General features: G+C 73.6%; 12 protein-coding genes. 4 read left to right on the top strand and 8 right to left on the bottom strand.

Annotated elements, in window-relative coordinates:
- Positions 1-171 precede the first annotated feature (171 nt).
- From Ari01nite_RS08950 to kstD, 3 genes are read right to left on the bottom strand one after another with little or no spacing between them, the layout of a single operon-like run.
- Positions 172-528 (bottom strand): VOC family protein, encoded by a 357-nt coding sequence (locus Ari01nite_RS08950; protein ID WP_203780643.1) that lies wholly within the window; start codon positions 526-528, stop codon positions 172-174.
- 59 nt (positions 529-587) lie between these two features.
- On the bottom strand, positions 588-1,418 hold the full coding sequence (gene chsH3 / locus Ari01nite_RS08945) for an enoyl-CoA hydratase ChsH3 (protein ID WP_203780642.1): 831 nt from the start codon (positions 1,416-1,418) through the stop codon (positions 588-590).
- Positions 1,418-3,148 carry a 3-oxosteroid 1-dehydrogenase gene (gene kstD, locus Ari01nite_RS08940; RefSeq protein WP_239162594.1) on the bottom strand — a complete coding sequence of 577 codons (1,731 nt, stop codon included), beginning with the start codon at positions 3,146-3,148 and terminating at the stop codon, positions 1,418-1,420. The genes chsH3 and kstD overlap by 1 nt, the downstream gene beginning before the upstream one ends.
- Here kstD and Ari01nite_RS08935 point away from each other — a divergent pair.
- From Ari01nite_RS08935 to dmpG, 4 genes are read left to right on the top strand one after another with little or no spacing between them, the layout of a single operon-like run.
- Positions 3,127-4,965: an FAD-binding protein gene (locus tag Ari01nite_RS08935; RefSeq protein WP_275410834.1), complete on the top strand. Its 1,839-nt coding sequence runs from the start codon at positions 3,127-3,129 to the stop codon at positions 4,963-4,965. The two genes, kstD and Ari01nite_RS08935, sit on opposite strands and share 22 nt — an antisense overlap.
- Positions 4,949-5,740: a 2-keto-4-pentenoate hydratase gene (locus tag Ari01nite_RS08930; RefSeq protein WP_203780640.1), complete on the top strand. Its 792-nt coding sequence runs from the start codon at positions 4,949-4,951 to the stop codon at positions 5,738-5,740. Before Ari01nite_RS08935 ends, Ari01nite_RS08930 begins: the two co-directional genes overlap by 17 nt.
- On the top strand, positions 5,733-6,605 hold the full coding sequence (locus Ari01nite_RS08925) for an acetaldehyde dehydrogenase (acetylating) (RefSeq protein WP_203780639.1): 873 nt from the start codon (positions 5,733-5,735) through the stop codon (positions 6,603-6,605). The genes Ari01nite_RS08930 and Ari01nite_RS08925 overlap by 8 nt, the downstream gene beginning before the upstream one ends.
- A gap of 2 nt (positions 6,606-6,607) precedes the next feature.
- Positions 6,608-7,642 (top strand): 4-hydroxy-2-oxovalerate aldolase, encoded by a 1,035-nt coding sequence (gene dmpG / locus Ari01nite_RS08920; protein WP_239162593.1) that lies wholly within the window; start codon positions 6,608-6,610, stop codon positions 7,640-7,642.
- A 25-nt stretch (positions 7,643-7,667) separates the two neighbouring features.
- On the opposite strand, the gene Ari01nite_RS08915 is transcribed toward dmpG, so the two are convergent.
- Genes Ari01nite_RS08915 through Ari01nite_RS08895 form a run of 5 tightly spaced genes read right to left on the bottom strand, consistent with a single transcriptional unit; the run spans position 7,668 to position 12,287 of the window.
- Positions 7,668-8,813 carry a lipid-transfer protein gene (locus tag Ari01nite_RS08915; protein ID WP_203780638.1) on the bottom strand — a complete coding sequence of 382 codons (1,146 nt, stop codon included), beginning with the start codon at positions 8,811-8,813 and terminating at the stop codon, positions 7,668-7,670.
- Complete coding sequence (locus Ari01nite_RS08910; protein ID WP_203780637.1) at positions 8,810-9,184, bottom strand: hotdog family protein; 375 nt, start codon at positions 9,182-9,184, stop codon at positions 8,810-8,812. The genes Ari01nite_RS08915 and Ari01nite_RS08910 overlap by 4 nt, the downstream gene beginning before the upstream one ends.
- Positions 9,181-10,041 carry a bifunctional MaoC family dehydratase N-terminal/OB-fold nucleic acid binding domain-containing protein gene (locus tag Ari01nite_RS08905; RefSeq protein WP_203780636.1) on the bottom strand — a complete coding sequence of 287 codons (861 nt, stop codon included), beginning with the start codon at positions 10,039-10,041 and terminating at the stop codon, positions 9,181-9,183. Before Ari01nite_RS08905 ends, Ari01nite_RS08910 begins: the two co-directional genes overlap by 4 nt.
- A 10-nt stretch (positions 10,042-10,051) precedes the next feature.
- Positions 10,052-11,182 carry an acyl-CoA dehydrogenase family protein gene (locus Ari01nite_RS08900; RefSeq protein ID WP_203780686.1) on the bottom strand — a complete coding sequence of 377 codons (1,131 nt, stop codon included), beginning with the start codon at positions 11,180-11,182 and terminating at the stop codon, positions 10,052-10,054.
- Positions 11,163-12,287, bottom strand: a complete 1,125-nt coding sequence (locus Ari01nite_RS08895; RefSeq protein ID WP_203780635.1) for an acyl-CoA dehydrogenase family protein — start codon at positions 12,285-12,287, stop codon at positions 11,163-11,165. Before Ari01nite_RS08895 ends, Ari01nite_RS08900 begins: the two co-directional genes overlap by 20 nt.
- Between the last annotated feature and the right edge of the window lie 123 nt (positions 12,288-12,410).

Raw genomic sequence — 12,410 nt, 5'->3', positions numbered from 1 at the left:
CCGGGCTTAATGAACCGATAATCCTTCGATGGAGCGGTTTGTCAGACCCCGGCAGTGCCGTGACCCGAACAGTTGCCGACGGCGGACCCCACCACTCAGTCCTGTCGGCCCGCGATGCGGCGGCTCGCCGAAGATCCGCACCGCCGGGCAGGACGTGGGTGACTGCTGCGGCTAGCGCTCCCAGTAGACCTCGACCCGCCAGCCGTCGGGGTCGAGGCATTTGAACGAGACCAGGTCCGGCTCGTCGTCGCGCTCGACGATCGGCACGCCGTCGTCCGCCAAGCGGGTGCGCAGGTCGCGGACCGCGTCCGCGTCGGCCATCGCGAACCCGACGTGCAGGAAGGTCGCGGCTGGCGGGGTCTCGGTCGCCGGATGCAGGGCCAGGTCGAACCGGTCGGCGTCGCGCACGATGACGGTGCCGTCCGGGTAGGCCTGGGCGGTGGCCGGGTCGAAGCCGAAGTACGTCGCGTAGAAGCGCAGGCTGCGGTCCCGGTCACGGACCGGCAGCCCGAGATGGCGAAGATGCACGGTTCGATGGTTGGAGGGCCCGGACCGGCTGTCAATCCGGCCGCGTACCGGACCAAGCCTCACGAGCACCGGATGAGCGCGTCCGCGATCGCCGGCGCGTCGTCCCGGTCGGCCACGGTGGCGGTCAGCACCAGATGCCCGTCCTCCTGCCAGATCCGCGTGCGCAGCGTTTCGCCGGGAAAGACCACACCCGAAAACCTGCAGGAGTACGCGACCACGCGCGCGACGTCACCGCGGAGCGCGACGTCGATGGCAGTTTTGCCGACGATGCCGTACGTGCAGAGCCCGTGCAGGATCGGACGCGGAAAGCCGGCCGAGGCCGCGAACGCCGGATCAACATGCAACGGGTTCCGGTCGCCACACAACCGGTACCACAGCGCCTGCCGCGGATCGGTAGCCGACAGCACCTCATGGTCGGGCGCGCGGTCCGGCACCGGCACCGCGGTCGACGGCCCGCGGTCGCCGCCGAAGCCGCCCTCCCCCTTGGCGAAGATGCTGATCCGGCTCGTGAACAACGCCGTGCTGGTCTCGGTGACGACAACCGCGGCGCTGCCCTTGTCGTAGACGGCCGCCACCCGGGACGTGGCCCACTCGCAGCCGTCCGCCGGTATCGGCCCGTGCAGCACGATCTCCTGCCGGCCGTGCACCACCCGGCTCAGATCGATCTCAATGCCGGGCATGGAGACTCTGGGCGGCCCGGTGTCCCGCAGCGTGCTGGCCACGGTCGCAAATGTGGGCAGCACCCCACGCAGTTCCCGCTCATAGACGTAGCCCAACTCGTCCGCCCCCGCCCCGACCGCGAGGTGGTAGAGCAGCACGTCGGTCGACGTCCAGCTGAGCTCGCGCCCACCGAGGTCGGCCCCCACGGCGACGTCCGGATCGATCGGCATCAGTCCTCCCCGGCGGGTGCGGAAGCGGTGGCTGTTGCTCGGGCGGCGGCCAGGTCGAGGGCGGCCAGGTAGCCGAACGTCATGGCCGGGCCCAGGGTGGCGCCGGCGCCGGCGTAGCTGCGGCCCATCACGGCGGCGCTCGCGTTGCCGGCCGCGTACAGGCCCGGTATCGGGGTGCCGTCGGCGCGCAGGACGCGGGCCCGCTCGTCGGTGCGCAGGCCGCCCTTCGTGCCCAGGTCGCCGGGGACCATTGCAAAGGCGTAGAACGGTGGTTTGCGCAGCGCGCCCAGGCACGGGTTCGGCCGCTGCCGCGGGTCGCCGTAGTAGCGGTCGTAGGCCGATTCGCCGCGCCCGAAGTCGTCGTCGCTCCCGGCGTCCGCGAAGCCGTTGAAGCGGTCCACCGTCTCGCCCAGCGCGCCGGCCGGCACGCCGATCCGGCCGGCCAGGTCGTCCAGGGTCGGCGCCCTGTGCACGATCCCGGCCGCGTACCAGCGGCGCGGCAGCGGCTGGCGCGGACCCCGGCCGGCGAACAGGTAACGGTCCCGGTAGGTCTGGTCGGCGACCAGCCAGGCCGGCAGGTGACCGTCGCGCATGGCGTGCACGGCGTCCACGTATGGCGCCGCCTCGTTCACGAACCGGCGGCCGTCGCCGTCCACCACGATGCACCCGGGCAGGTTCCGCTCGGCGAGGCAGAAGTACGGCCCACCGGTCAGCGGCAGCGACGGCCCCCACCACGCCTCGTCCATCAGGTCGAGCGCGGCACCGAGGCGGTGGCCGGCCTCGATGCCGTCCCCGGTGTTGCCCGGCGCGCCGACCGTCCACTCGGTGCCGATCCGCTGGTACTGCGCCCGCATCTCGCCGTTGCGCTCGAAGCCGCCGCTCGCCAGCAGCACCCCGAGCCGCGCCCGCAGCCGCCCCGGCCGCCCGTCCGAGGCGGACGGCGCCGGCCGGCCAGCCGACCCGCCACCGGCCGCCGACCCGCCACCGGCCGTCACCTCGATGCCGGTCACCCGGTCGTCTTCGACCAGCAGGCCCGCCATCGCCGTGCCGAGCCGCACCTCCACGCCCGCCGCGCGCAGGCCCGCCCGCAGGCCGGCGGCCAGGGCCTGGCCCATCGTCAGCCGGCGCCGGCCGCGCAGCCGGTCGAGCGCGCTGCCGGCGGCCAGCCGGGCCGCGGCCAGCACCGCCTGCGGGTGCCGGACGCCGAGCGACAGCCACCGGTAGTCGACCGCGGTCACCGCCATGCCGTTCGGCGCGGCCAGATACGGCGGGGCCAGCGTCGCGAGGTCGGGCCCGATGCGCCGGGTGTCCAGCGGCCGGGGTTCGACGGTGCGCCCCCGGGGCCGGCCGCCGGCCGCCTCGGGGTAGTAGTCGGGATAGCCGGGCACCCAGGCGAAGTCGAGCGGCGTGTGGTCGCGTACCAGCTCCAGCATTTTTGGCCCTTGGGACAGGAAAGCCGCCCGCCGCGCCGCCGGAATCTCGGGCCCGGCCACGTGCGCCAGGTAGTCGCGGGCGCCGTCCGGATCGTCGGCCACGCCCGCGGCACGCAGCACCTCGTTGCCCGGCAGCCACAGCCCGCCCCCGGACCGGGCCGTCGAACCGCCGTAGACCGCATCCTTCTCGACGACCACCACGGTCAGCCCGTGGTGCGCCGCGGCCAGCGCCGCGGTCATCCCGGCGGCGCCGCTGCCGACCACCACCAGGTCGAATACAGCATCCTCTTCTGACACTAGAACAGGTTATAGTTATTGCCGCTCTGACACCACTGAGTCGCGGCCCCTGCCGCCTGGTACGTGTTTCAGATCGGAGGACGCCGGTGACCGAGACGTGGGACGTCGTGGTGGTCGGCTTCGGCGCGGCCGGCGCGTGCGCAGCGATCGAGGCCGCCGAGTCCGGCGCCCGCGTGCTCGTGCTCGACCGCTTCACCGGCGGCGGCGCCACAGCCATCTCGGGCGGCATCGTCTATGCCGGCGGCGGCACCCGGCAGCAACAGGTCGCCGGCGTCCAGGACACACCCGAGGCCATGTACGCGTACCTGCGCGAGGAGGTCGGCGACGCGGTCTCGGCCGGCACGCTGCGGCAGTTCTGCGCGCAGAGCGCGGGCATGCTCGACTGGCTGGCCGACCGGGGCGTGCCGTTCGACGCGCGGCTGTGCCCGTACAAGACCTCGTATCCCACCGATCGGCACTACCTCTACCAGTCCGGCAGCGAGCAGTCCTTCGCCCACGTCGCCCCGCCCGCCGCCCGCGGCCACCGGACCCTGGCCCGCGGCACGTCCGGCCGGACGTTCTATGCCCGCCTGGCCACCGCGGCCCGCGACACCGGCGCCACCATCCTGCCGCAGACCCGGGTGGACGCCCTCACCACCGACCCGGCCGGCCGCGTCACCGGCGTCGAGTGCCGCACGCTGCGCGACGCCCCGCTCTGGGCCCGGCTCGGCCATCGCGTGCTGCACCGCTGGTCGGTGAAGCCCGGCGTCTACCTGGCCGGCCTGGGCCGCACGCTGCACCGCTGGGTGTCCGGCCTGGAGAGCCGGTACGCCCGGCCGCTGCGCATCGCGAGCCGCTGGGGCGTGGTGCTGACCACCGGCGGCTTCGTGTTCGACCGGGACATGATGCGCGAACACGCCCCGGCCTACCGCGACGGCCTGCGCCTGGGGACGGTCGGGGACGACGGCTCCGGCATCCGGCTGGGCATTTCCGCGGGCGGCGCCACCAGGTTCCTGGACCGGGTCACGCTGTGGCGCTTCCTGAGCCCGCCGTCGGCCCTGCTCGGCGGCCTGCTGGTCGACCGCGCCGGCCGCCGTGTCTGCGACGAGTCCCGCTACGGCGCCGCGATCGGCGCCGCCATCCTGCACCGGGCCGGCGGCAACGCCTGGCTGCTGGTGGACGCGGCGATCCTGGCCGAGGCCCGGCGCCAGGTGCGCGGCCAGACGCTGTGGTTCCAGCGCGTCCAGGCCCGCTGGCTGCTGGGCCGCGGCCGGGTGAGCGCCCGCACGGTCGCGGCGGTGGCCGCCAAAGCCGGCGTAGACCCGGACGGCCTGGCCACTACCTTGGCCGCATATAACCGACTTTCCGCATTTGCGCGCGAGGCAGGGGCGGACAGGGCCGGGGCGGACAGGGCCGGCGCGGACAGGGCCGGCGCGGACAGGGCCGGCGCGGACAGGGCCGGCGCGGACAGGGCCGGACACCTCGGTGGGTCGGGTGCGGGGATGGCGGACCCCTCCGGCAAGCCGGCCGCGTTTGTCCGGGCGATCGCGCGTTCGCCGTACTCGCTCATTGATGTCTCGGTGCGTAAGCGGAACGCCGTGCCCGCGCCCATGCTCACCCTCGGTGGCCTCCGGGTCGACGAGGAGACCGGGCAGGTGCTGCGGGCGGACGGCAGTGGCGTGCCGGGGCTCTACAGCGCCGGGCGGACCGCCGCCGGGATCTGCTCCCGCTCCTATGTGAGCGGGTTGTCGCTGGCCGACTGCGTGTGGTCCGGACGGCGGGCCGGGCGGCACGCGGCGGTTCCGGACCGGGGAGGACTGCATGCTCACCGAGGCTGACTGCGTGGAACTGGCCGAACGGCTGGCCGCCGCGGAACGGGACCGCAAGCCGATCCCGCCGCTCACCCGGGACCGGCCCGGCCTGGGAGCGGCCGAGGCTTATGCCATTCAGCTGCACAACATCCGGCGGCGGGCGGGCACCGTGGTCGGCCACAAGGTGGGCCTGTCGTCCAAGGCCATGCAGCAGATGATGGGCGTGGACGAACCGGACTACGGGCACCTGCTGGCCGACATGCGGCTCTCCGAGGGCGAGCCGGCCGACGCGGGGCGGTACTGCTATCCGCGGGTGGAGATCGAGGTGGCCTTCCTGCTGGGCGCCGACCTGCCGGGCGAGGGTTGCACCGAACGGGACGTGCTGGATGCGACCGAGGCGGTGGCGCCGTCCATCGAGCTGATCGACAGCCGGATCGAGAACTGGCAGATCAGCCTGGCCGACACGATCGCCGACAACGCGTCGTCGGCCGGCTTCGTGGTGGGTGCGGCGCGGGTGCCGCCGGAGCGGATCGACCTGCGCGGGATCGAGGCGGTGCTGTATCGCGGCGACGAGATCGTGGCGCAGGGGCGGTCCGACGCGGTGCTCGGCAACCCGGCGACCGCGGTGGCCTGGCTCGCGCGTACGGTCGCCGGTTTTGGGGTCCGCCTGCGGGCCGGGCACCTGGTGCTGCCCGGTGCCTGCGCCCGGGCGATCGACGCGCGGCCGGGCGACGAGTTCCGGGCCTCGTTCAGCGGACTCGGCGAGGTCCGGTTGACCTTCGAAGGGACACAGCATGGCTGAGCTGACCGCGGCCGTCGTGGGCTCCGGCAACATCGGCACCGACCTGATGTACAAGCTGCTGCGCTCGCCGGTGATCGAGCCGCGCTGGATGGTCGGCATCGACCCGGACAGCCCCGGGCTGCGCCGCGCCGCCGATGCCGGGCTCGCGGTGAGCAGCGACGGCACCGACTGGCTGCTGCGCCAGGACCCGCTGCCGGATCTGGTCTTCGAGGCGACGTCGGCGGCCGTGCACCGGGCGAACGCGCCGCGCTACGCCGAGGCCGGCATCCGGGCCGTCGACCTGACCCCGGCCGCGGTGGGCCCGTACGTGGTCCCCGAAGTGAATCTGGGCGACCATCGCGACGCCACCAACGTCAACCTCATCACCTGCGGCGGCCAGGCCACCATCCCGATGGTCTACGCGGTGTCGCGGGTGACCCCGGTCAGCTACGCCGAGATCGTCGCCTCGGTGGCGTCCCGCTCGGCCGGGCCGGGCACCCGGGCCAACATCGACGAGTTCACCCGCACCACGAGCCGGGGCCTGGAACTCGTCGGCGGCGCGGCCCGCGGCAAGGCCATCGTGGTGCTGAACCCGGCCGACCCGCCGCTGATCATGCGGGACACCATCTTCTGCGCGATCGACGAGGACGCCGACACCACGGCGGTCGCGAAGTCGGTCGAGGAGATGGCCGGCGAGGTGGCCCGCTACGTCCCCGGGTACCGCCTGCTCAACGAACCCCAGTTCGACCCGGTCCCCGGCGGCACCACCCGGGTGGCGATCTTCGTGGAGATCGCCGGGGCCGGGGACTTCCTGCCCGCGTACGCCGGAAATCTCGACATCATGACCGCGGCCGCCACCCGCGTGGGCGAGTCGCTGGGAGGTTGACGTTGCTGTCCCGACACTTCTCCGCAGAGCTGGACCTGCGGATCACCGACTCGTCCCTGCGCGACGGCTCGCACGCCAAGCGCCACCAGTTCACCGCCGCCGAGGTGGCCGCCGTGGTCACCGCCCTGGACGCGGCCGGCGTCCCGGTGATCGAGGTGACCCACGGCGACGGCCTGGGCGGCTCGTCGTTCACCTACGGCCTCAGCCACACCCCCGAACAGGAGCTGATCAGAACCGCGGTCGCCAACGCCACCCGCGCGAAGATCGCCTTCCTGATGCTGCCCGGCGTCGGCGTGATCGACGACATCCGCGCGGCGGCCGGCAACGGCGCGACGGTCTGCCGGATCGCCACCCACTGCACCGAGGCGGACATCGCGGTCCAGCACTTCGGCCTGGCCCGGGAGATCGGCCTGGAGACGGTCGGCTTCCTGATGATGGCCCACTCGCAGCCCCCGGCCGACCTGGCCAAGCAGGCCCGGATCATGGCCGACGCGGGATGTCAGTGCGTGTACGTGGTCGACTCGGCCGGCGCGCTGGTGCTCGACCAGGTGAGCGACCGGGTGGCCGCGCTGGTGGCCGAACTGGGCGACGACGCCCAGGTGGGTTTCCACGGCCACGAAAACCTGGGCCTCGGCGTGGCCAACTCGGTGCTGGCCGCCCGCGCCGGAGCCACCCAGATCGACGGCAGCACGAGGCGGTTCGGCGCCGGCGCGGGCAACACGCCGGTCGAGGCCTTCGTCGGCGTCTGCGACAAATTGGGCATCCGCACGGGCGTGGACTTCTTCGCCATCGTGGACGCCGCCGAGGACGTGGTGCGCCCGGCCATGCCGGACGAGTGCAAGCTGGACCGGATGGCTTTGATCATGGGGTATGCCGGGGTCTACTCGAGCTTCCTGATGCACGCCTTCACGCTGGGCCAGCGGTATGGGGTGTCCGGCGCCGAGATCCTGGTAAAGGCCGGCGAACGCCGTCTGGTCGGCGGCCAGGAAGACCAGCTGATCGACATCGCCGTCCAGCTGGCCCAGCGCGACACGTAGCCGCGAGCCAGGACCGTTCGGCTGATCAACCGCGGGTGAGGAGCAGGCCGCTCGTCGGGACGCCGGTGCCGGCCGTTACCAGGACCGGGCCGTCGCCTTTGATCTGGTTTGCGGCGGTGCCTCGGATCTGGCGCACCGCCTCGGCTATGCCGTTCATGCCGTGGATGTAGGCCTCGCCCAGCTGGCCGCCGTGCGGGTTCACCGGCAGGTGGCCGCCGAGTTCGATGCCGCCGTCCGCGATCAGGTGTCTCGCCTCGCCCCGGCCGCAGAAGCCAAGTTCCTCCAACTGCAGGAGCACATAGGGGGTGAAGTGGTCGTACAGCACGGCGGTGCGCACGTCGGCGGGGGTGAAACCGGACTGCTCCCACAGTTGCCGGGCCACCACGCCCATCTCCGGCAGGGCCGCGATGTCGTCGCGGTAGTAGCTGGTCATCACGAACTGGCCGGGGCCGCTGCCCTGGGCCGCGGCCGCGATCACGGCCGGTGGGCGGCGCAGGTCGCGGGCCCGGGCCGCCGACGTCACCACCACGGCCACCGCGCCGTCGCTCTCCTGGCAGCAGTCCAGCAGGCGCAGCGGCTCGGCGATCCAGCGGGACGCCCGATGGTCGTCGAGCGTGATCGGGCGGCCGTAGAACCAGGCCTGCGGATTGGTGGCGGCGTGCCGGCGGCCGGCCACCGCGATCCGGCCCAGGTCCTCGGTGGTGGCACCGTAGTCGTGCAGGTAGCGCCGGGCCACCATGGCGACCTGGGCCGCGGGCGTGGCCAGGCCCATCGGGTAGTGCCAGCCGGCATCCACCCCGGGCGGCGTGGTGGCCTGGCCGAAGCGGCGGCCGGAGCGCTCGTTCATGGCCCGGTAGCAGACGACCACCTCCGCCAGGCCGGCCGCCACCGCGAGCACCGCCTGCTGGACGACCGCGCACGCCGCTCCCCCGCCGTAGCTGATCCGGCTCAGGAAGGTCAGCTCGCCGATGCCCAGTTCGCGGGCCACCTCGATCTCGGCGTTCTGGTCCATCGTGAACGTGACCAGGCCCCGCACGTCGGCCGCGGACAGGCCGGCGTCGTCGAGCGCGGCCCGGACGGCCTCGACCGCGAGCCGGAGTTCGCTGCGGCCGGAGTCCTTGGAGAACTCGGTGGCTCCGATGCCCGCGATCGCCGCGGTCCGGGCGATCACGGCGTCACCCGTACGGTGCCCGAGACGTGCTCGCCGCCGGCGGTGTGCCCGGCCACCGCGACCACCCACTCGCCGCCCTCGGCGGCCGAGGTGACCCGGCCGGTGAAGGTGAGGGTGTCGTAGGCGTGGCAGGGTGCGCCCAGCCGGATCGCGATGCCGTGCACCACCGCCCGCGGCCCGGCCCAGTCGGTCACGTAGCGCTGCACCAGCCCGGTGGTGGTCAGGATGTTGAGGAAGATGTCCTGGCTGCCGCGACGCACGGCCGCGTCCCGGTCGTGGTGCACGTCCTGGAAGTCGCGGGTGGCCAGCGCGGTGCTGACGATCAGCGTCGGGGAGACCTCGAGGGTCCACGGCGGCAGTTCGGTGCTCATGCGAGCCGCCACGCGGGCAGGGTCAGCTCGTTGTCGACCCGCACGAACTCCACCCGGACCGCGGCGCCGATGCGTACCTCGGCCGGCTCGGCACCCCGTAACGCACCTACCATGCGTACCCCCTCATCGAGGTCGACCAGCGCGACCACCGCGGGAAGCGCAACCCCCGGCAGCGGCGGATGGTGATGCACCACGAAGCTGTGAATCACCCCGGTCCCGGCCGCCAGCACGTGAGCCGGTTTGGTGGCGCCGCAGGCCGGGCAGGCCGGACCCGGCGGATGCCGCAGCGCCCCGCACTCGCCGCAGCTCTGGATGCGCAGCTCGCCCCGGCGGGTGCCGGCCCAGAAGAACGCGGTGTCCGGGGTCTGCGGTGGCCGGGCCAGGGGGCGGTCGGCCGGTTTGAACTTGAGAACCCGGAACATCATGGTGGCGACCGGTTCGGCGCCGGCGTACCAGGTGCTCTCGGTGGTGACGAACCAGCCCTCGCCGAGCGCCGTCCGCTTGGGACCGGTCACCTCGACCAGGCGGCTGCGGACCGCGACCTCCTCGCCCTCGCGCAGGTAGCGGTGGTAGGTCTGCTCGCAGTTGGTGGCCACCACGGACGTGTAGCCGGCCTGGTCGAGGACCTCCGACATGACCCGCAGCGGGTCGGCCGGGTCGGCGGCCGGGTGCAGGCCGCGCATGGTCCACACCTGGATCATCGCGGGCGGCGCGGTGCCGTCGCGCTCGTAGCGCGGGTTGGCGTCGCCGATCGCCTCCAGCCAGCTGCGGATCATCGGCCGGTTGACCGGGTCGCGCCCGGCGCGCGGCGCCGACTCGCCGGTCAGCCGGGCCGCCGCCTGCCTGATCGGGTCCATCCCGGCCTCCCTACCTCGGCACCCGGGGCAGGCCGAGGCCCGCGGCCGCGATGATCTCCCGCTGGATCTCGTTGACGCCGCCGCCGAACGTGAGCACCAGGTTGCGCTTGGCCTGCAGGTCGAGCCAGGCGAGCAGGTCGCCGTCCGGGTCGCCGTAGCGGGCCACCATCTCCTCCAGTTCCTGGCCGAGGCGCAACAACCGCTCGGAGGCGAAGACCTTGGTGGCCGAGGCGTCCGCGGGTGGCGGTTCGGCGCCGGACACCTGCCAGTTGAGCAGCTCGTTGACCCGCAGCGTGGCGTAGGCGCGGGCCAGCGAGCGCCGCACGTCCGGCCGGTCGAGCACGCCGGCCGCGGTGGCCCAGGCGTGCACCCGGTCGTAGACGGCACCGAGTCGGCCGGCCGGCCCGAGCATCACGCGCTCGTGGTTGAGCTGGGTGGTCAGCAGTTTCCAGCCGCCGTTCTCCGGGCCGACCCGCCGGCTGACCGGCACCCGTACATCCGTAAGATAGGTGGCGTTGACGTGGTGCGCGCCGTCGCAGGTGATGATCGGCGTCCACGCGTAGCCCGGATCGCCGGTGTCCACGATCAGGATCGACAGGCCGCGGTGCCGGGCGGCGTCCGGGTCGGTGCGGCAGGCCAGCCACAGGTAGTCGGCGTCGTGCGCGCCGGTGGTGAAGGTCTTCTGGCCGTTCACCACGTATTCGTCGCCGTCCCGGACCGCCCGGGTGCGCAGTGCGGCCAGGTCGGTGCCGGCCTCCGGTTCGGTGTACCCGATCGCGAAGTGCAACTCGCCGGCCAGGATCCGCGGCAGGAAGAACTCGCGCTGCTCGTCGGTGCCGTGCGCGAGCAGCGTGGGCGCCACCGTCTGCAGGGTCACCGCGGGCAGCGGCACGTCGGCCCGCGCCGCCTCGTTCACGAAGATCTGTTGCTCGACCGGACCGTCGCCGCTCCCGCCGTACTTGGCCGGGAATCCGAGGCCGAGCCAGCCGTCCTGGCCGAGCCGGGCCACCAGGTCGCGATGCGCGGCGCCGTGCCGCTCACGCTGGAGTGCGGCGCGTTGCTCCTGGGTGAGCAGGTTGTGGAGGTACGCGCGCAGGCGCGCCCGGAGCGCGTGCTGCTCCTCAGTGAGATCGATGAACAACGTGCCCTCCCAGCCGCTGCAGGCAGTGCTCGCTGCCACCGAGGAACCGGACCAGGTCGCGGATGAGGGAACTGTGCCGGTGCAGCGGATAGTCCGCGGTGAGGCCCAGCCCGCCGTGCAGGTGGTGACAGGTGCGCACGGCCGGCGGCGCCTCGGCGGTGAACCACTGCGCGGCGACGGCGAGGTCGGCGTCGGCGTCCCGGCCGGCGCCCAGCGCCCAGGACGCGGCCTGCACGGCCAGGTGCAGGGTGCGCGCGGTGACGTAGACGTCGGCGATCTGCTGCGCGACGGCCTGGAAGGTGGCGAGCGGCCGGCCGAACTGCTCCCTCGTGCGCACGTGCCCGGCGGTCAGGTCGAGCGCCCCGGCCAGCGCGCCGTCGCCGAGCGCACAGGCACCCAGCGTCGCGAAGCGATAGAGGTCGGCGACCGCCCGGCCGGTGGTGTCGCCACCCAGTGGCTCCGCCTCGGCCGCATCCAGGCGCACCGAGCCGGGCCGGACGGTGACGCCCGGCGCGGCCAGGTCGACCACGACGACCGCGAGCCCGTCGCCGGCCGTGCGGACCGGGATGAGGATGCGGTGGGCGCGCTCGGCATCCGGCGCACCGGTCACGTGGCCGGTGATCCGCCAGTCCCTGGTGGCAGTCGCGGTGGGGTGGGCGGGCATCGGCGCGCCCGGCTCGGCGACCGCGGCGGTGAGCACCCGGCCGGCGACCGCGCCTCCCCCGCCCGGCTCGGCCGCGCTCGGGGTGGCTTCGACCAGGTCGGCGAGGAGGTCGCGTTGCTGGTCGGGGGTGCCCCAGCGGGCGATCGGCAGCACGCCCAGGGCCAGCGTGGACAGCGCCGGCAGCGGCAGCGCGCGCCGGCCGATCTCGGTGAGCACCAGTGCGGTCTCGGCCGGGCCGAGACCCTCCCCGCCCAGGCCCTCCGGAACCGCTAGGGTGAGCAGCCCGGCCTGCCCCAACGCCGTCCAGGCCCGGTCCGGCTGGCCGTCGAGGTGCTGGCCGGCCGCGCCGGACAGCACCTCGGCGGCCAGCCGGGCGATCGTGTCCTGCGCCTCGTCCAGCCGGAAGTCCGGCCCGGCCGCCGTTTCCGCCGCAGTGGTCACCGACCGATTAGAACATGTTTCATTTCCTGGGCGCCACCGACGGGTGACACAGGTGTGCAATAGAACGTTGCTACCCTTGAACAACGAGTGAAAAAGCGGCTCTCGACCGCGGATGACCTTGCG

Origin of the sequence: Paractinoplanes rishiriensis (assembly GCF_016862375.1) — a bacterium.
Classification (GTDB): Bacteria; Actinomycetota; Actinomycetes; order Mycobacteriales; family Micromonosporaceae; genus Actinoplanes; species Actinoplanes rishiriensis.
Note: the sequence above shows the minus strand (reverse complement) of the source record. Positions and strands in the feature narration are given on the sequence as shown.